The organism is Micromonospora sp. NPDC047738 (assembly GCF_040642675.1).
Lineage (GTDB): Bacteria > Actinomycetota > Actinomycetes > Mycobacteriales > Micromonosporaceae > Micromonospora.
Window position 1 is genome coordinate 173,132 of record NZ_JBEYSO010000004.1, and the last position, 18,216, is coordinate 191,347.

Genomic DNA, 18,216 nt, shown 5'->3' on the forward strand with positions numbered 1-18,216 from the left:
GGTGGTTCCCTTCCGTTCGGTCAGCAGCAGGAGTTCGGGCCGCCCGCCGGGCCGCCCGGGCAGCACGGGGTCAATGGGGCGATCCGGACGTTGCGGAAGCTGATGACGTCGTTCGTCCCGTGGTTCTGCAGCCCGACGTAGCCGGTGGCGTGCTGCCGGCCGGCGCCGCCCGGGTCGTCCGCTCGGGGCGGGCTGAACACGGCATCGGGCCGGTTGACGTACTCGTTGATCAGCTTCCCGTTGCGGAACACGGAGTAGTGCTGGCCGACCACCCGAATCTCGTAGTCGTTCCAGGTGCCCTTGGGGGTGACCCCCGCGCCGGCCAGGTCGACCCGGTCGAAGCCGTACACCGAGCCGCTCTTGTACTGGTCACCGTCGGTCCGGTCGAGGATCTGCAGCTCGTGGCCGTACTTGATGGCGACCCACTCGGGCCGGGACTCCGCCGGGTGGCGGCGCACGTCCGGGAAGCGGACGAAGACACCGCTGTTGGCCCGGCCGTCGCCCGGCGCGTCATCGCGCCACTGGAACTTCAGCGAGAAGTCGCCGTACTGGGCGACCGGGTACCAGAGCATGCCGAGCCCAGGCACCGGCTTGCTGGTGATGGACCCGTCGGCGTTGCGGGTGAAGCCGCCCGCACCGACCTGCTGCCACTTGCCGAAAGACGCGGCGTTGTCGTCGAGGATCGGCTGGTAGCCGTTCTTCGTGTCCGGCTTGCCGACGCCGGAGCGGCCGGCGGCGCTGGCCAGTTTGCCGTGCTCCTGGTGGCTGATGACGCCGAGGTGGTGCAGGTGCTCGGCGACCGAGTTCACGTAGGAGACGAACTGGCCGTGGTTCGGCCAGGAGCGCTCGTCCTCGATGACGTTGTTGATGGTGCAGTCGCCCGCGACCACCCGGTTGGGCACGCCGCTGTCGACGGTGCCGAGCCAGACGGTGGGTCGGGTGTCCTTCACGCACTCCGGCTGCGGCCCGCTGGCGACCACCGTGAAGGTGACCGAGGCGGTACCGGAGGTGTTGCCAGCCTTGTCGGTGGCCCGGTAGCTGACCGTGTGCTGGCCCGCCTGGTTGACCGTGACCGGCGCGGAGTACCTGGCGTACGCGCCGCCGTCGAGGGAGTACTCGACCCGGTCCACGCCCGAACCGCTGTCGCTCGCGGAGATGATCACCGTGGCGCTGCCCACGTACGCCCCGTTGTCGTCGAGCTGCCCGGAGACGGCGGCAGTGACGGTCGGCGGGGTGGTGTCCGGGGCCGGCGGGTCGACCACCGTGAACGACACCGACTGCGGCGTCGAGGTGTTGCCGGCCTTGTCGGTGGCCCGGTAGTTCACCGTGTGCTGCCCCACCTGGTTGACCGTGACCGGGGCGGAGTAGGCGGCGTAGGGCTGCCCGTCGAGGGAGAACTCGACCCGATCCACGCCCGACTGGGTGTCGGTGGCGGTGAGGGTGACGGTGGCGCCGCCGACGTACGCGCCGTTGGCGTCCCGCTGGCCGGTCACCGCGGACGTCACGGTGGGCGGCGTGGTGTCGGCCGGAGGCGTCTCGACCACCGTGAACGCCACCGACTGCGGCGACGACGTGTTGCCCGCCTTGTCCGTGGCCCGGTAGCTCACCGTGTGCTGCCCCGGCCGGTTCACCGTCACCGGCGCCGAATACGCGGTGTAGGCGCCGCCGTCGAGAGAGTACTCGACCCGGTCGACACCCGACTGGGTGTCGGTGGCCGACAGGGTCACGGTGGCGCTGCCCACGTAGGCGCCGTTGGCGTCCCGCTGACCGGTCACCGCAGCCGTCACCGTGGGTGGCGTGGTGTCCGCTGGCGGCGTTTCCACCACCCGGAACGACACCGACTGCGGCGTCGAGGTGTTGCCCGCCTTGTCCGTGGCCCGGTAGCTCACCGTGTGCTGCCCCGGCTGGTTGACCGTGACCGGGGCGGAGTAGGCGGCGTAGGGCTGCCCGTCGAGGGAGAACTCAACCCGGTCCACGCCGGACTGGGTGTCGGTGGCGGTGAGAGTCACCGTGGCGCCGCCGATGTACGCACCGTTGGCGTCCTTCTCCCCCGTCACCGCCGCCGTCACCGTCGGCGGAGTGGTATCCGCCGGAGGCGTCTCCACGACCGTGAACGCCACCGACTGCGGCGACGACGTGTTACCCGCCTTGTCCGTGGCCCGATAGGTCACCGTGTGCTGCCCCACCTGGTTCACCGTCACCGGCGCGGAGTACCTGGCGTAGGCACCGCCGTCGAGGGAGTACTCGACCCGATCCACCCCCGACTCGGTGTCCGTGGCCGACAGGGTCACCGTCGCGCTGCCCACGTACGCGCCGTTGGCGTCCCGCTGACCGGTCACCGCCGCCGTCACCGTGGGCGGCGTGGTGTCCGTCGGCGGCGTTTCCACCACCCGGAACGACACCGACTGCGGCGTCGAGGTGTTACCGGCCTTGTCGGTGGCCCGGTAGCTCACCGTGTGCTGACCCGGCTGGTTCACCGCCACCGGCGCCGAGTAGATCGCGTAGGGCTGCCCGTCGAGAGAGAACTCAACCCGATCCACGCCCGACTGGCTGTCCGTGGCGGAAAGCGTCACCGTCGCGCTGCCCACGTATGCCCCGCTGGGGTCCTTCTCCCCCGTCACCGCAGCCGTCACGGTGGGCGGCGTGGTGTCGGCCGGAGGCGTCTCGACCACCGTGAACGACACAGACTGCGGCGACGACGTGTTGCCCGCCTTGTCCGTGGCCCGATAGGTCACCGTGTGCTGCCCTACCTGGTTCACTGTCACCGGCGCCGAGTAGGTTCCATATGCGCCGCCGTCCAGGGTGTACTCGACCCGGTCGACACCCGACTGAGTGTCGGTGGCCGACAGGGTCACGGTGGCACTGCCCACATAGGCGCCGTTGGCGTCCCGCTGACCGGTCACCGCAGCCGTCACCGTGGGCGGCGTGGTGTCCGCTGGCGGCGTTTCCACCACCCGGAACGACACCGACTGCGGCGACGACGTGTTGCCCGCCTTGTCAGTGGCCCGATAGCTCACCGTGTGCTGACCCGGCTGATTCACCGCCACCGGCGCCGAGTAGATGGCATAGGGCTGCCCGTCGAGGGAGAACTCGACCCGGTCCACGCCGGACTGGCTGTCGGTGGCGGACAGCGTCACCGTCGCGCCGCCGATGTACGCACCGGTGGGGTCCTTCTCCCCCGTCACCGCCGCCGTCACCGTCGGCGGCGTGGTGTCCGCCGGAGGCGTCTCCACGACCGTGAACGCCACCGACTGCGGCGACGACGTGTTACCCGCCTTGTCCGTGGCCCGATAGGTCACCGTGTGCTGCCCCACCTGGTTCACCGTCACCGGCGCGGAGTACCTGGCGTAGGCACCGCCGTCGAGGGAGTACTCGACCCGATCCACCCCCGACTCGGTGTCCGTGGCCGACAGGGTCACCGTGGCACTGCCCACGTACGCGCCGTTGGCGTCCCGCTGACCGGTCACCGCCGCCGTCACGATGGGCGGGGTGGTGTCCGTCGGCGGCGGTTCGACGACCCGGAACGACACCGACTGCGGCGTCGAGGTGTTGCCCGCCTTGTCAGTGGCCCGGTAGCTCACCGTGTGCTGACCCAGCTGGTTCACCGTCACCGGCGCCGAGTAGGTGCCATATGGGCCGCCGTCCAGGGAGTACTCGACTCGCTCTACACCGGAGCCGCTGTCGGTCGCCGACAGGGTGACCGTCGCGCTGCCCACGTACGCCCCGGTTGGGTCCTTCTCCCCGGAAACCGTGGCGCTGACCGTGGGCGGCGTGGTGTCCGATCCGCCGCCGGTGACCACCAGCAGGCCGGTCATTCCGCCGTGGCCCGGGATGGCGCAGAAGTACCGGTAGGTGCCGGGCGAGAGAACGACGTCAACGGTCCACCGGCCCCCCTTGCTGTCCGTCGGATCCGCCAGGATGTTGACGTCGACGTCGCTGTTGTACCTCGGGTCGCCCGTTTCGAACGTGAGGGTGTGCTGCATTCCGGTGGTGTTGCCGGTAGCCCGGCTGTTTTCGAAGACCAGGGTGGCCGGCCCGGCCGTAGCGGTGGTCGGCGCCGACAGGTACGACAGGAAGTTGTCGCCGGCGGTCCAGGTCAGGACCTGGGCCTGCAGTTGCGACGAGGATTGAGGCCCGGCCGTCGCCGACCGCTCGGTGTCGGTCGGACGCGCGTTCGCCGGGGAGCCGGTCAGGGCGGCGGTCAGCAGCAACAACATCGCCGCGATGACCGCCACCGATCTCCGGAGCCGGCTCGCAGAGAGCCGATCCCGCGGTGCGGATGGGTTCATTGATGCCTCTTTCACGGTCCGGGAACAACCGGGCGGAACGTGCGTCGGCCCGTCGGTGTCAGGTGTCGTCTGAGGTGCTTCTTCGGGTGCTCGCAGCCCGTCGGCCCCTCCCAGGCCGCGCGGGATCCCCGGCCGTGGCCGGCGGCCACGGTCGTCCGATGTGGATGGTTGGTTGATCCCGGTGTCAGCGGCGAGCCGGTTCGCACGCGGCGCCGGGCAGGGTCGCGCGTCGGAGCTGATCTGGTCGTGTCGGGTACGGACGGACGTCGGTCGATCCTTGGCGCATGCCTGCGCCAGGTCGCCGTGGTGCGGCGTTGACCCGGGGTGGCCATCGCTGGCCGGTCATGACCCTCCGACGGGTTGCGCCGCCTGAAGGCCACGGTCGAGAACTACTGTGCCGGTAGTTCATCTCGACGAAACATATTGATGGTGCCAGACAGTACTAACTTCCTCTCAGGCTGTCCATAGCTTTCGTCGGCTCACGGACTACTTTTCTTCACGACAAACGAAAGTGGTCGGTAGATTCCTACCGCAACCCTCCCGGGGCCTCACCGCACGACGACAGAGGCGCTGACGGTGCACCGGGCGGTCCGGGTTCCGGCGGGGCTCGATCGCCGGGTCGACCGACGGGTGAACGTGCGCCATCCGCATGGAGCGGCAATCCCCGCCAGTCGGGCGGGCCCCGCCCGCTCCGGAGGGTGTTCGCCCTGATCAGGGGCTATAGAAGGTGATGGCTTCCTGACTTCCGGGACCGGCCCGGTGATCGACCGAACCGGTTGCCGCGGTCACCCATTGATCTGCGTCCACGGCCGTGTGATTGTGCTCCAGCGAGTCGCCGACCCCCGGCGGCTCAGACGGTCGATCCGTCGAACCGGGGCCACGCCGGCAGCCCCGGGACCGACCGTCGTCCCACCTCATCGCTACCCCGCGCCGGGTGCCCCTACCGGGCTCCATGCTGCCCGCCTCGGAACAGGAGCTAACCCCCTTGAAGCTCCCACCCCGCCTCGCCGCGCTCTCCGGCGCGGCCGCGGCAGGCCCGCCTCAGCTCGGGCGGCCCGCCCGCGCCCCCGCGTCAGGGCCGCGGCTGAGGCGGGCCATCACGTCGTCCACCGCCCGGCTGAACAGCTCCATCTGCCGTACCGACTGCTCCTCGATGCCGCCGAGCCGCACGGCCAGGGCGTCGACGTCGGCCCGGGCCGAGGCGCTGACCTGGGCGTCGAGGGCGGCGAGGGCAGCGTTGACGGCCAGCACGACCTGCCCGCAGACCGCCTCCATCCCGTCCCCCGCCAGCTCCGGGTCCACCGTCACGGACTCCAGCCGGCCACCCTGGACCACCACGGCCCGGACCCGGCCGTCGGCCGCCGCGCCCTCGGCGCGGAGCAGCTCGCCCGGGTCGCCGTCGGGGTGCTCGGCCGCCCGCGAGCGCATGGCCGACAGCGCCTGCTGCGTCCTGGTGAGCAGCTCGTCGAGGCTTGCGGCCGCGGAGAACGAGTCGTTGGTCATATCCGCGCCTTCTTCACGTCTTTCCGGAGCACCGCGACGATAGCAACCGCCCCCGACCGGGACACCGCGAGCACCCGGGGCCTCGTTCACGAAAAAAGTGGCCATCCCGGGCGGGGATGGCCACTTTTCAGTGCATCAGCGCGCAGTGTGGGGCACCCCACCTGCCAGTAGCGTCAGCGCAGGCGGAGGTGCTGGCCTGGGAAGATCAGGCCCGGGTTGTCGCCGACCACGCGCTTGTTGCGCTCGTAGAGCGCCTGCCAGCCGCCGGCGAGGTGCTTCGCCTCCGCGATCAGCGACAGCGAGTCACCCGACCGGACCGTGTAGGTCGCGCCGCTCGACGCCGGCGCGGTACGCCGGTGGCTGCGGGTCGCCGGCTGGTCGCCGCGGGACGACCGGTCCTTGGTCGCCTTCTTGTGCGACTTCGTGGCGCCGGAGTCCTTGGTGGAGTAGTGCTTGGTCGAGCCGCCCTTCTTGCCGCAGACCGGCCAGGCGCCGATGCCCTGCCCGTCGAGGACCTTCTCGGCCACGGCGATCTGCTCGCTGCGGCTGGCCAGGTCGGCGCGGCTGGCGTACTTCTTACCGCCGTAGCCGTTCCAGGTGCTCTTCGAGAACTGGAGGCCACCGTAGTAGCCGTTGCCGGTGTTGATGTGCCAGTTTCCGCCGGACTCGCACTGAGCGATGGCGTCCCAGTTCACGCTGGATGCGCTGGCCGGCGCGGCCGGCCCGAGGATGGCGGCGGCGCCGGTGGCGGCACCGACGACGAGCGCTCCGACGGCGACACGACGCTGCGTGGTGCGTCGGTGACGTGCGACGTGTTCAGTTGCCATGTGGGTTCCTCCACGCCGACGAGGTGAGCTGTCGGGTTCGGGCCGAGGAGCCCGGCCGCCGGATGGGCGGCTTCACCCCGAGGTGTCGAGCACCGAGGAACATGTGGGTCCCCCGCTCCCGCCTGAGGTCCAGGTACCGACGGGCCGGCGGCGGGATTAGGCGTTACCGGCCCGGGTGTCCGCGATCGCGAACGCAGTCGACATTAGGGATGGTTTCGGATGATCGCCCACTTCTTGTGAAGTTCTTCACCCGGCCGAGCGAAGGCCACACCGTACGAGTTGCGCGCCGTCCACAGGTGCCTTACAAAGCCCCCTTCAGTACGTCAGGCCGAAACCCTGCGGAAAGAGCGGAACCTGCCCGTCGCCGGCGTTGATGGGCTGCTGGCCGACGGAGTTCATCCAGGTCATCGGCAGTTTGCCGGTCGGCGCGTACCCGCCGAAGAGGACGTCGGCAACGCCGGCGCCCTCGGTGCCGGGCAGCCAGGAGGCGAGCAGCGCGGTCCAGTTCGGCAACTCACCGGCGACGTCCAGCGGCCGGCCGGACACCAGCACCACGATCACGGGTACGCCGGCGTTGCGCAGGGTCGCGTACGGCCGCTCGAAGGTGGACGGCCCGCAGGTCCGCCTCGTTGAGTTGGGTGTCCGCCTGGTTATCGCTGCGGTTGCGGGAGCGGGCGCGCGCCGATCCGGCACCGACTACGGTGGCGAGGTCCGGCACGGTCGCCGGGCCCGGGTGCGCAGGCGGAGGAACATGACTGACTACGGACACGAGCTGGCCTTCGGCGGCTTCCTCACCCCCGCCGCCGGCCAGTTCGAGCAGGTGGTGGCGCTCGCCAAGCTCTGCGAGCAGGTCAACCTGGACCTGGTCACCTTCCAGGACCACCCATACCAGCCGGGTTTCCTGGACACCTGGACGCTGATGTCCTATCTCGCGGCCGCGACCAGTCGGATCCGGCTGGCCGGCAACGTGCTCAACCTGCCGCTGCGCCAACCGGTGGTGCTGGCACGCAGCGTGGCCAGCCTGGACCTGCTCACCGGCGGCCGGGTCGAGCTGGGCCTCGGCGCGGGCGCGTTCTGGGAGGCGATCGAGGCGGTCGGCGGTCGGCGGCTGTCCCCCGGGCAGGCGGTCGACGCGCTCGACGAGGCGATCCGGGTGATCCGCGAGGTGTGGGACGTCGAGCGGCGCGGCATGGTCCGGGTCGAGGGCACGTACCACCGGGTGGTCGGGGCGAAGCGCGGGCCGGCGCCGGCCCACCCGGTGGAGATCTGGGTCGGCGCGTACAAGCCCCGGATGCTGCGGCTGGTGGGGCGCGCTGCCGACGGCTGGCTGCCGTCGCTGGCGTACCTGTCGAAGGGGCCGGACGAGCTGCCGGGAATGAACGCGCTGATCGACGAGGGTGCCGAGGCCGCCGGGCGGGATCCCCGGTCGGTGCGGCGGCTGTTGAACGTCAACGGCCAGTTCACCCGGTCGTCCACCGGCTTCCTCAGCGGACCGCCGGAGCAGTGGGTGGAGGAGCTGGCCGGGCTGGTGCTGGACCACGGCATCGCCACCTTCATCCTCGGCGCCGACGACCCCACCGCCATCCAGCTCTTCGGGCGGGAGGTCGCGCCCGCGGTGCGGGAGCTGGTCGCCGCCGAACGTGCCGAGCCGGGCACCCGACCCAGGGCCGGCGAGGAAGCGCGCGAGGCGGTCGAGGCCGGGGGCGCCACCGCGCTCGCGGTCACCCCCACCCCCGATCCGGGCGTACGCCTGACGGACCACCAGCTCTGGGACGAGTCCACCCGCCCGGTCGCCCCGCCGGCGCCGGCCGGGCACGTCTACACCCCGCACGCGCAGGCCGTCGGCGCGCACCTCGTCGACGTGCACGACCACCTGCGTCAGGAGCTGGCGCAGGTGCGCGACCTGCTCGAACAGGTCAAACGAGGGGTGGTCTCCGCCGGCGCCGCCCGGGCCGTGCTCAACCAGATGACCATGCGGCAGAACAACTGGACGCTGGGGGCGTACTGCGCCGCGTACTGCACGGTGGTCACCCAGCACCACGGGCTGGAGGACAATTCGATCTTCCCGCACCTGCGGCGTGCCGATCCGGGGCTGGCCCCGGTGCTCGACCGGTTGGAAGCGGAGCACGTGGTGATCCACGACGTGGTGGAGGGCGTGGACCGGGCCCTGGTCGACCTGATCCGCAATCCGGGGGACTTCACCGAGGTCCAGCAGGCCGTGGACATCCTCACCGACACCCTGCTGTCGCATTTGGCATATGAGGAACAGAACATCGTCGAGCCGCTGGCCCGCCACGGCTTCTACACCGGCCAGATCTGACCGCAGGGCGGCCGCTCCTCGGGCCACCGACCGCCCCCGTCTCACTGACCAATTTTCGCGTTAGCGCAGGTCAGATGGGTCGAGCTACGGTGGGCCGCAGAGGTGATGGCAATGGCTGTGATCTATGCCGACCTGTCTTACCACGACTGGGACCGCGTCAAGGGCGAGTTCGACTGGGCGGCGGTTCGCCGGGCCACCTCTCCCGTCCTGTGCCTGCGCGCCAGCTACGGCGATCCGCAGGGCTTCCACCCGCCCAGCCCGCACGTCGCCGACATGGCGCGTGGTGCGGCCGGCGCCGGCTTCGACGTGATCGGTGGCTACCACAACCTGATCAGAGGCGATCAGGCCAGCACCAACCGGCAGGTCGACTACCTGCGGAGCACCCTCGACGGGATCGGGGCGGTGTGGGCGATGCTCGACGTCGAGCGCTACCCGGAGCTGGTCGCCAACGGACTGTGGCCGCGCTTCGACGACGTACGCCGGTTCGTGGACCGCTGGCACGCCGTCGATCAGCGGGTGCTGGCGATCTACCTGCCGAAGTGGAACTGGGACGGGAACCTCGGCCGGCCCGACCTCCGGCCACTCAACGCACCCCTGGTAGCCAGCGACTACGGCAGCAACCCCACCGGCGCGCCCGCTGCCGTCTACGCGCAAGGTGGTGGGGACGGCGGCCCGGGCTGGGCCGCGTACGGCGGGGTGACCCCGTCGATCTGGCAGTACGGGTCGAACGTCGCCTGCCCCGGCGCGTCCGGACAGACCGACTGCAACGCATACCGTGGCACGCTCGCCCAGCTGCGGGCCCTGTTGACGAAGGACGACACCATGACCCCCGCCGAATTCTCCGCGATCCTGTCCGACCCGGCTGTCGCCGCGAAGATGCGCGCACTGCCCTGGCAGTACATCGGTGGCGGCATCCCCGCCGGCATGTCGACGCTCAACGTGCTCAACGACCTCTACCAGACCACCCATGCCGCACCGACCGCCGCCGCGATCGCGGCGGCGACCGTACAGGCACTCGGCGGGCAGGCCCCGGCCGACGCCGCCGCCGCGATCGTGGCCGCGATCGGCAAGGACCGCGCGGCGGCCCTCGCCGCGGCCCTCACCGCGGCCACCAAGACGCCGACACCGTAAGGGCGCCGACGACCCGGACGCCCTGAGGCAGAATGGCGTCATGCGGCAGGGGTTTGCCCATCAGGCCGTCCTCGACATGGCGCCGGACGACGACTCGGGCGCGCCCGGGGCGGCGATCACCACCGTTCTGTGCGGTCACTGGGACCACGCGCCGCCCTGCCCGGTCGCGCCGCATCACACGAGCGCGGAGCGGTCCGGCGACGAGGTACGCCTGCGCATCCTCTTCGCCACCGAACCGCATCTCGAGGAGCGGGTACGGCAGGACATCGACCGGGCGCTGGCGCGCGGCGAACTGGTCGGCCCGGACGGGAGGACGTCCCGCTGGCGGCTGCTCGGGAGCCGACCGGTTGAGCCGTCGGAGCAGGAGACGGAGCACCTGGCACGGCTCACCCGGGCGTAACCGCCGTCGGCCGCGGCGTGGCTGCCGCGGCCGACGGAGACGGCGGCCCTAAAGGGTACGGGCCAGCCGGTCGGCAAGGATCCGGGTGAACCGGGCCGGGTCGGCCAGCTCTCCGCCCTCGGCGAGCAGCGCCATCCCGTGGAGCAGCTCGGCGGTGTCGGTCAGGGCGCTCTGGTCGCCGCCCTGCTCGTGGGCCTTGCGCAGCCCGGTGACCAGCGGGTGGGTCGGGTTGAGCTCCAGGATCCGCTTGACCCGGGGCACCTCCTGCCCCATCGCCCGGTACATCTTCTCCAGCGTCGGCGTCATGTCGTGAGCGTCGCCGACGACGCAGGCGGGCGAGGTGGTCAGCCGCGAGGAGAGCCGGACCTCCTTGACGCTGTCGGCCAGCGCGCCGCTCATCCAGGTGAGCAGGTCGGCGTACTCCTGCCGCTCCGCCTCGGCCTGCTCCTTCTCCTCGTCGGTCTCCAGGTCGACCTGGCCCTTGGCGACCGAGCGCAGGGTCTTCCCGTCGTACTGGCCGACCCGCTCGACCCACACCTCGTCGACCGGGTCGGTGAGGATCAGCACCTCGAAGCCCTTGGCGCGGAACGCCTCCAGGTGCGGCGAGTTCTCGATGGTGACCCGAGACTCACCGGTGGCGTAGTAGATCTCGGTCTGGCCGTCCTTCATCCGCTCGACGTAGTCGCGCAGCGTGGTCAGTTCGGCCGGATCGTTGGTGCTGGCGGCCCGGACCAGGTCGAGCAGCGCCTCGGTGTTGTGCGGATCCTCGAGCAGCCCCTCCTTGACCACCGCGCCGAACTCGGTCCAGAAGGTGCGGTAGGACTCGGCGGAGAGCTCCTTGAGGGTGGCGAGGACCTTCTTGACCAGGCGGCGGCGGACGGCCCGGATCTGCCGATCCTGCTGGAGGATCTCCCGGGAGATGTTGAGCGACAGGTCGTGCGCGTCCACCACGCCCTTGACGAAGCGCAGGTAGTTGGGCATCAGCGCGTCGCAGTCGTCCATGATGAAGACACGCTTGACGTAGAGCTGCACACCTCGGCGGACCTGCGGGGAGAACAGGTCGAGCGGGGCGTGCGAGGGCAGGAAGAGCAGCGCCTCGTACTCGAAGGTGCCCTCGCCGCGCATGTGGATGGTTTCGAGGGGGTCGGCCCAGTCGTGGGCGACGTGCCGGTAGAACTCCTTGTACTCGGCCTCGTCCACCTCGTCCCGGGAGCGGGCCCAGAGCGCCTTCATCGAGTTGAGGGTCTGCTCCTCGCGGGTGGTGGCGCCGTCCTCACCCGACCGCTCGACGGTCATCCGGATCGGCCAGGCGATGAAGTCCGAGTATCGCTTGACGATCTCCCGGATGGTCCACTCGGCGGTGTAGTCGTGCAGGTTGTCCTCGGCGTCGGCGGGCTTGAGGTGCAGCGTGACCGAGGTGCCCTGCGGCGCGTCGTCGACCGACTCGACCGAGTAGGTGCCCTCGCCGGTCGACTCCCAGCGGGTACCCCCGCTCTGCCCGGCCCGCCGGGTCACCAGGGTGACCTTGTCGGCCACCATGAAGGTGGCGTAGAAGCCGACCCCGAACTGGCCGATCAGCTCCTGGGAGGCGGCGGCGTCCTGGGACTCGCGCAGCTTGCGCAGCAGCTCGGCGGTGCCGGACTTGGCGATGGTGCCGATCAGCCCGATCACCTCGTCGCGGGACATGCCGACGCCGTTGTCCCGCACGGTCAGCGTACGGGCTTCCCGGTCGACCTCGAGCTCGATGTGCAGGTCGGCGGTGTCGACCGCCAGGTCCTTGTCGACCAGCGACTCCAGCCGCAGCTTGTCCAGCGCGTCAGAGGCGTTCGAGATAAGTTCGCGCAGGAAGACGTCCTTGTTCGAGTAGATCGAGTGCACCATCAGCTGGAGCAGCTGACGGGCCTCGGCCTGGAACTCCAACGTCTCGACCCGGTCGCTCACACCGACTCCCTTCCATGTCGCGGGCCTTCCGGCGGACAGGATACGAGGTGTGACGGCCGGGGCACCGTCGGGTCGCGTCGACGCACCGACCGTCACCCGCGGCGGCCCGTCCCCGCCGCCCGGCGGTACGCGGCCCGCACCGCGGCCACCGTGTGGCTGGCCCCGAGCTCCCGGCGCAGCCCCAGCAGGTAGCCGGTCGGGTGGGCCTCCCGGAGCTGCTCCCGACCGCCCATCATGGTGGCCGTCGCACTGACGACCGTGGCCGCGACCGCCCCCGATCCGGTCACCACGGGCGGCAGGTCCAACGCGCTGCCGAGTGCGGCGAGGGCCGCCGGCGGGACCAGCGTCTGCGTGGTGAGCAGGGCGCGGACCGGCTGCAGGCCGAGCTTCGACAGCTGCCGGGCGGTGGCGTTGATCCGGCCGCCGATCTCCCGTTCGACCATCATCTCGAGGTGGGCGGCCCGGACGGCCGGGTCCGGCACCGCGCTCAGCTCGGCGAGGGCGGGTGCCAGCGAGTCGAGGTAGGCGCGGTAGGCGAGCAGCTGCGGCTGAAGTTTTCGGCGGGCCTTGATGATTCGACGGATCGGCACGTCTCGCAGGTCTTTCGGCACGGCGACCGCCAGCGCGAGGACGGCGAAGGCCTGGGCGGGTTCAGGGCGGGCGAACGTGGCCCGTGCCGCATCGTCCAGCAGGACGGCGGCCATCGAGTCGGTGGTCCATCCGCCGCTCGTCGCCAGGGTCACCGGCAGGTCGGTCACCATCGCCATCCGGTTGTCCGAGGCCACGGCGTCGGCGAGCACCGCGAGATAGAGCGTCGCGAGGTCACGGTGCAGGCACAGGTAAGGCAGCGACTGGCGTCGGCCGTCCGCGCGCACGTCCTCGAGCGGGACCAGTAGGCCGCTGTCGGCCAACCGGTCCGCCAGGGACCACAGCATCTTGCCGGGCATCACCGGCGCCAGGCGGAGATCGCGCGGCGCCAAGCGCCCGGTGTCGGCTCGGTCCTGGACGATCGGATCGATCCCGAGGCGTCGGACGCCATATCGGGGAAGCAGTTCCTCCTCGTGCCGATCGAGGAACCGGAAGAAGAGTTGTTCGGCCCGCTCGAGCGGTCCGCCGTAGTCGCGCTGCCGAAGACGTACGTCGACGATGCAGCCAAGCTCGTCCCGGAGCTGTCGCACCAGGTCAGAGTCGGACCAGTTCCGGATGGTGTCGGGGAGCATCCGGGCGATCCTCGGCCAGTACAGGACGGCGCCCTTCAGCCACGCCTCGTCCCGGAAGTCGACGTACGGGTGGTAGAGGGCGATGTCGCTCACCGCTCCATTGTCGAACAACGATGCCGGCATGGCGAAGACCATCTGGTCCAACCAGTTGACGGGTTGAGGCGTCGGGGATCACACTGCCGCCATGGCCTTCGCCCCCGTACCCCGCGCCTCGGTCTCCGACCACGTCTTCGGTCAGCTCCGCGACGCCATCGTCAGCGGCCGCTACCAGCCCGGGGAGACCCTGCCCGGCGAGCGCGAGCTGGCCGCCGCGTTCGAAGTCAACCGGCACGCCGTCCGGGAGGCGCTGCGCCGGCTCCAGCAGCTCGGCCTGCTCCGGGTCAGCCAGGGCGGCGCGACCCGGGTGCTCGACTGGCGGGTGCACGCCGGGCTGGACCTGGCGCTCTCGCTGGCCCGGTCGGGCGACGTACTCCCGGTCGAGACGCTGGTCCGCGACATGCTGGAGATGCGGGCCTGCGTCGGAATCGACGCGGCCCGGCTCTGCGCCGAGCGCGGCGATCCAGCGGTCACCGCCGCAGTGGTCCGGGCCGCCGAGGAGTACGCGGCACTCGCCCCCGACCTGCCCCGGATGCACGACGCCGACATCGCCATGTGGCGGCTGATCGTCACCGGCTCCGGCAACACCGCCTACCTGCTGGCCTTCAACAGCCTGGTGGCCGGCGCACTCGCGGTGGACGACGTGCCGCCGGACGGGCGGGCCGCCGAACTGCTCGACGTCGCCGGCCACCGCCGGCTCGCCGCCGCCATCGCGGCCGGCCAGGGCGCGGCCGCCGCCCGGCACGCCCGGGCCCTGCTGACCGCCCCGGTCACCACCCCCACCACCCCGTCCGGAAGGGAAGCCCGAGCATGATCCCCGCCGTGCTCTACGCCGTCCCGGCGTTCCTGCTGCTGATCATCATCGAGGCGGTCTCCTACCGGTTCCTGCCCGACGACGACGAACGCGGCTACGAGCTGCGCGACACCACCACCAGCCTGTCAATGGGCCTGGGCAGCGTGCTCATCGGCGTGCCGTGGAAGCTGGTCACCGCCGGCGTCTACGCGGCGCTGTGGCTGGTCGCGCCGATCCACCTCTCCCCCGCCAACTGGTGGACCTGGGTGCTGCTGTTCTTCGCCGACGACCTGGCCTACTACTGGTTCCATCGGCTTCACCACGAGGTACGCGTGTTCTGGGCCAGCCACGTGATCCACCACTCCAGCGTCTACTTCAACCTCTCCACCGCGCTGCGGCAGAGCTGGACGCCGATGACCTCGCTGCCGTTCTGGCTGCCCCTGGCGCTGCTCGGCATCCCGCCCTGGATGATCTTCCTGCAGCAGTCGATCAGCCTGCTCTACCAGTTCTTCCTGCACACCGAGCGGATCAACGTGCTGCCCCGGCCGATCGAGCTGGTCCTCAACACCCCGTCACACCACCGGGTCCACCACGGTGCCAACGCCGAGTACCTGGACCGCAACTACGCCGGCATCCTGATCGTCTGGGACCGGCTCTTCGGCACCTTCGAGCCGGAACGGGCCGCCGTCCGCTACGGGCTCACCAAGAACATCAACACGTACAACCCGCTGCGGGTGGCCACCCACGAGTTCGCCGCGATCTGGGCCGATGCCCGGGCCGCCCGTACCTGGCGGGACCGCCTCGGCTACGTCTTCGGCCGGCCCGGCTGGCAGCCGACCCGGTGAGGCGCCGCTGGTTGCCCCTGTTCGGGGCCATCGCCGCGGTCGAGCTGGTCGGCGTCGCGCTCGACTCCACCGCGACCCAGTGGCTGGCCAAACCGCTGCTGGCCCCGCTGCTGCTGGCGTACCTCTGGTCTGTCCGGCGGCGGATCGACGGCGTCGCAGTTGGCCTGGTCTTTGCCACCGCCGGCAACGTGGCCCTGCTCGTCGCGGGACCGGCCGCGTTCCTGGTGGGCATGGGCTGCTTCCTGGTCACCCAACTGGCCTTCCTCACCTCGTTCGTCCGGCACCGCCGGCCGCCGGCCCCGGCGGTCCTGGCGTACGTGGCGCTCTGGGCGGTCGCCAACGCCCTGCTCTGGGGCACGCTGGGGCCGTTGCGGCTGCCGGTGCTCGGCTACAGCCTGGCGCTGTCCCTGATGGCCGCCGCCGCGAAGGGGGTGTCCCGGCGGGTGGCGATCGGCGGAGCGCTGTTCCTCGGCTCGGACCTGCTGATCGGGCTGGACGCGACCGGCGTCCACCTGGCCGGGCACGGGCTCCTGGTCATGGCGACCTACATCGCCGCGCTGCTGCTCATCACCACCGGCTGGGCGGCGGCTCTGACCACCGGCGACCGCCACCCGTCGCCGGTCGGGCCCGCCTTGGCTTGATCCACTCCACGTCGTGCAGGTGGCGGTATCCGCGCCGACCCGATACCGCCACCTCCCGGACCGGGTGTCGGTCTCGGATCAACCAGCAGCCACCGCCGGTCAGTCCCACCAGAAGGACCAGTGATCGGCGGGCGCCTGTCGGCGCGCCACGTCGTACACCTCCCCGAGGATCTGGGACAGGTCGTCGCAGTAGGACCACTGCTCGATCGCGCAGGTCGCGGCGGTGAGCGGGTCGCGCGGCGGGCGAGCGACGGCCAGTTCCAGGTTGTCGACGCCGGGCTGGTACAGCTCGGCGCCCCATGCCTTCTCCCAGTGCCGGAGCACGAAGACGTGGTCCGCGTAGTGCAGGTCAGGGTGCGACGGGCCGCCCATCCAGTTGTTCATGATCGCCATGAGTCCCGGCACCAGGGCGAGCACCTCGTGTCCGGCCGCCGCCGGCACCAGCAGCACGTCGGTGGGCGGGTACGAACCGGTCTGGCGCCGGATCCCAGGCGGAATCTCCGTCAGCGGTCCGATCGCCTCGGCAACCCGCGCGGGGTCGAACTCGGCCCGGCGCTCCTCCTGCCATGCCGCCGTCTGCGGGTCGGCGGATTCGTCGTCCTCGACGATCCACTCCCGCTTGGACCGGATGATCAGCGCCATCCGCTCCGCCGGGTCGACCTCGCAGAGGGCATCCAGCCAGGTGGGCCCCTGGTGCCGCCGGCACCAGTCGTACGTCCCCTCGGCCGCGGTGCCGGCCGTCCAGCCCAGCACCGGCCAGAGACCCGTGCGGGGATGCTCGGCCCGCAACGCCCGCCAGACCCGGTCGTGTTCGCCCTCCGGAAAGGTTCCGCTGACTAGCGGCACACCGGCGGCCGTCTCGGCGAGCTCGATCCCGTCCAGCGAGCGGAGCAGCGTCTTCACACGCAGGAGCGTACGGAGATTGCCACCCTGGGCCGAGCGAGTATCACTGCTCCAACCGGAGTTCACGATCGCGCAGGGGCGTCATCGGCTCGCCGGCCTATCCGGTTAATTCGGCTCCTGTGAGGTCGGCGAGGTACGCGTCGAGCTGCGCGACCATCTCCTCGACGGTGAGGTGGCCGGCGAGGGCGTGCACAGTTAGCCCGTCGACGACCGCGTGCATGCGGCGGGCCAGCGTCTCGGCGTCCTGCCTGGTCTGCGCCAGCGCGTCGCGCTCGGCGAGGTCCTGGACGAGCCGCAGGCACAGCTCGTACACGCCGGTGAAATGGCGGCGCTGGACCCGGGCGAGCTCGGGGTCGCCGAGGCCGAGGGCGAGAAAGGCGAAGGCGATCGAGCCCTCGGTGCGGCGCGTCTCGTCGACCGGCATGGTCTCCAACAGGATGGCGCGGACCGCCTCGACCGGGCCGCCGGTGTGCCGCAGTCCCTGGATCCGCTCGGTCACCTGATCGATGACCTGCTCGCAGGCGAAGGCGAGCAGCTCGGCGCGGGTGGAGAAGTAGTGACGCAGCGCGCCGGAGGACCACCCCGAGGCGGCAGCCACCGATCGGATGGAGATCCCCTCCACCCCGTCGCGGGCGATGACCTGCCAGACGGCGGCGGCCAGCTCGCGGCGGCGCTGGGCGTGGTTGACGATCTTCGGCACTTGCTGATTCTCGCACGATCGTGTAAAAAACGAAATCACACGACCGTGCGATAAACGGGGGTTCCATGCTGGCGTTGATCATCGCCTGCGAGATCGCGTTCTGGGTCCTGCTCCTGCTCGGCCTCGCCGCTCGCTATCTGCTGCGCGCCCGGAAGCTCAGCACCGTTCTGCTGATCTGCGTACCCCTCGTTGACGTGCTGCTGCTGGCCGCCTCCGTCCTCGACCTGCGCGGCGGCGCGGAAGCCGACACCGCACACGGCCTCGCCGCGATCTACCTCGGAGTCTCGGTCGCCTTCGGCGGCCAGATGCTCCGCTGGGCCGACGAGCGGTTCGCGCACCGGTTCGCGGGCGGACCCAACCCGAAGCGGTCACGGAAGACCGGACTCGAGCACGCCGCCCATGAGCGGCGGCAGTGGCTACGCCATCTCCTGGCGTACGCGATCGCCGCAGCCGTCATGGGGCTCTTCACCCTGCTCGTCGGGGACGACACGCGGGTAGCGGCGATGTGGGGGCCGATGGGCGGGTGGGGCATCGTGCTGATCATCGACTTCTTAATCTCGTTCAGCTACACGCTCGCGCCCCGCAAAGCGAAATCCTGACCTTGATC

Annotated in this window: 15 protein-coding genes and 1 riboswitch; of the genes, 7 read left to right on the forward strand and 8 right to left on the reverse strand. The window is 70.8% G+C overall.

The genetic code is table 11. The annotated features are described in order from the left end of the window. Positions 1 to 20: 20 nt before the first annotated feature. The 4 genes from ABZ783_RS09005 to ABZ783_RS09020 all read right to left on the reverse strand — a co-directional run bounded on the left by ABZ783_RS09005 (position 21) and on the right by ABZ783_RS09020 (position 7,312). Entirely contained in the window at positions 21 to 4,235 is a 4,215-nt protein-coding gene (locus ABZ783_RS09005; protein WP_357435571.1) for a family 16 glycoside hydrolase, read from the reverse strand. A gap of 1,095 nt (positions 4,236 to 5,330) precedes the next feature. Continuing rightward, complete coding sequence (locus tag ABZ783_RS09010; protein WP_357435572.1) at positions 5,331 to 5,792, reverse strand: YbaB/EbfC family DNA-binding protein; 462 nt, start codon at positions 5,790 to 5,792, stop codon at positions 5,331 to 5,333. 173 nt (positions 5,793 to 5,965) lie between these two features. Then, on the reverse strand, positions 5,966 to 6,619 hold the full coding sequence (locus tag ABZ783_RS09015; protein ID WP_357435573.1) for a transglycosylase family protein: 654 nt from the start codon (positions 6,617 to 6,619) through the stop codon (positions 5,966 to 5,968). Continuing rightward, positions 6,618 to 6,792, reverse strand: a riboswitch (cyclic di-AMP (ydaO/yuaA leader). (Overlaps the previous gene by 2 nt.) A 142-nt stretch (positions 6,793 to 6,934) precedes the next feature. Next, on the reverse strand, positions 6,935 to 7,312 hold the full coding sequence (locus ABZ783_RS09020) for a glycoside hydrolase family 3 C-terminal domain-containing protein (RefSeq protein ID WP_357435575.1): 378 nt from the start codon (positions 7,310 to 7,312) through the stop codon (positions 6,935 to 6,937). A gap of 58 nt (positions 7,313 to 7,370) precedes the next feature. Between ABZ783_RS09020 and ABZ783_RS09025 the strand changes: the two genes are divergently transcribed. The 3 genes from ABZ783_RS09025 to ABZ783_RS09035 all read left to right on the forward strand — a co-directional run bounded on the left by ABZ783_RS09025 (position 7,371) and on the right by ABZ783_RS09035 (position 10,470). Further along, positions 7,371 to 8,939: an LLM class flavin-dependent oxidoreductase gene (locus tag ABZ783_RS09025; protein WP_357435576.1), complete on the forward strand. Its 1,569-nt coding sequence runs from the start codon at positions 7,371 to 7,373 to the stop codon at positions 8,937 to 8,939. Positions 8,940 to 9,050: 111 nt separating this feature from the next. Next, positions 9,051 to 10,070: a hypothetical protein gene (locus tag ABZ783_RS09030; RefSeq protein WP_357435578.1), complete on the forward strand. Its 1,020-nt coding sequence runs from the start codon at positions 9,051 to 9,053 to the stop codon at positions 10,068 to 10,070. 40 nt (positions 10,071 to 10,110) lie between these two features. Next, positions 10,111 to 10,470 (forward strand): hypothetical protein, encoded by a 360-nt coding sequence (locus ABZ783_RS09035; protein WP_357435579.1) that lies wholly within the window; start codon positions 10,111 to 10,113, stop codon positions 10,468 to 10,470. A gap of 48 nt (positions 10,471 to 10,518) precedes the next feature. On the opposite strand, the gene htpG is transcribed toward ABZ783_RS09035, so the two are convergent. Both htpG and ABZ783_RS09045 read right to left on the reverse strand, forming a co-directional pair. Further along, positions 10,519 to 12,411: a molecular chaperone HtpG gene (gene htpG / locus ABZ783_RS09040; RefSeq protein ID WP_357435581.1), complete on the reverse strand. Its 1,893-nt coding sequence runs from the start codon at positions 12,409 to 12,411 to the stop codon at positions 10,519 to 10,521. Between the two features lie 92 nt (positions 12,412 to 12,503). After that, entirely contained in the window at positions 12,504 to 13,724 is a 1,221-nt protein-coding gene (locus ABZ783_RS09045) for a DUF6236 family protein (protein WP_357435583.1), read from the reverse strand. A 91-nt stretch (positions 13,725 to 13,815) separates the two neighbouring features. Between ABZ783_RS09045 and ABZ783_RS09050 the strand changes: the two genes are divergently transcribed. The 3 genes from ABZ783_RS09050 to ABZ783_RS09060 are packed head-to-tail and all read left to right on the forward strand — an operon-like array spanning position 13,816 to position 16,006. Further along, complete coding sequence (locus ABZ783_RS09050) at positions 13,816 to 14,541, forward strand: GntR family transcriptional regulator (RefSeq protein WP_357435585.1); 726 nt, start codon at positions 13,816 to 13,818, stop codon at positions 14,539 to 14,541. Next, positions 14,538 to 15,365, forward strand: a complete 828-nt coding sequence (locus ABZ783_RS09055; RefSeq protein WP_357435587.1) for a sterol desaturase family protein — start codon at positions 14,538 to 14,540, stop codon at positions 15,363 to 15,365. The genes ABZ783_RS09050 and ABZ783_RS09055 overlap by 4 nt, the downstream gene beginning before the upstream one ends. Before the next feature lie 11 nt (positions 15,366 to 15,376). Next, complete coding sequence (locus tag ABZ783_RS09060) at positions 15,377 to 16,006, forward strand: lysoplasmalogenase family protein (protein ID WP_357435589.1); 630 nt, start codon at positions 15,377 to 15,379, stop codon at positions 16,004 to 16,006. A gap of 99 nt (positions 16,007 to 16,105) precedes the next feature. On the opposite strand, the gene ABZ783_RS09065 is transcribed toward ABZ783_RS09060, so the two are convergent. Further along, positions 16,106 to 16,909: a DUF4253 domain-containing protein gene (locus tag ABZ783_RS09065; protein WP_357435591.1), complete on the reverse strand. Its 804-nt coding sequence runs from the start codon at positions 16,907 to 16,909 to the stop codon at positions 16,106 to 16,108. 97 nt (positions 16,910 to 17,006) lie between these two features. Next, positions 17,007 to 17,609, reverse strand: coding sequence for a TetR family transcriptional regulator C-terminal domain-containing protein (locus ABZ783_RS09070; RefSeq protein WP_357435593.1), 603 nt, complete (start codon positions 17,607 to 17,609; stop codon positions 17,007 to 17,009). Positions 17,610 to 17,674: 65 nt separating this feature from the next. Here ABZ783_RS09070 and ABZ783_RS09075 point away from each other — a divergent pair, with 65 nt between their 5' ends. Continuing rightward, on the forward strand, positions 17,675 to 18,208 hold the full coding sequence (locus tag ABZ783_RS09075; protein ID WP_357435595.1) for a hypothetical protein: 534 nt from the start codon (positions 17,675 to 17,677) through the stop codon (positions 18,206 to 18,208). The last annotated feature ends 8 nt before the right edge of the window (positions 18,209 to 18,216 follow it).

Bases quoted from the DNA above. Each gene is read 5' to 3' on its own strand.
- ABZ783_RS09055 (WP_357435587.1), top strand. From the start codon at position 14,538: ATGATCCCCGCCGTGCTCTACGCCGTCCCGGCGTTCCTGCTGCTGATC.
- ABZ783_RS09035 (WP_357435579.1), top strand. From the start codon at position 10,111: ATGCGGCAGGGGTTTGCCCATCAGGCCGTCCTCGACATGGCGCCGGAC.
- ABZ783_RS09015 (WP_357435573.1), bottom strand. From the start codon at position 6,619: ATGGCAACTGAACACGTCGCACGTCACCGACGCACCACGCAGCGTCGT.
- ABZ783_RS09050 (WP_357435585.1), top strand. From the start codon at position 13,816: ATGGCCTTCGCCCCCGTACCCCGCGCCTCGGTCTCCGACCACGTCTTC.
- ABZ783_RS09010 (WP_357435572.1), bottom strand. From the start codon at position 5,792: ATGACCAACGACTCGTTCTCCGCGGCCGCAAGCCTCGACGAGCTGCTC.
- ABZ783_RS09075 (WP_357435595.1), top strand. From the start codon at position 17,675: ATGCTGGCGTTGATCATCGCCTGCGAGATCGCGTTCTGGGTCCTGCTC.
- ABZ783_RS09030 (WP_357435578.1), top strand. From the start codon at position 9,051: ATGGCTGTGATCTATGCCGACCTGTCTTACCACGACTGGGACCGCGTC.
- ABZ783_RS09025 (WP_357435576.1), top strand. From the start codon at position 7,371: ATGACTGACTACGGACACGAGCTGGCCTTCGGCGGCTTCCTCACCCCC.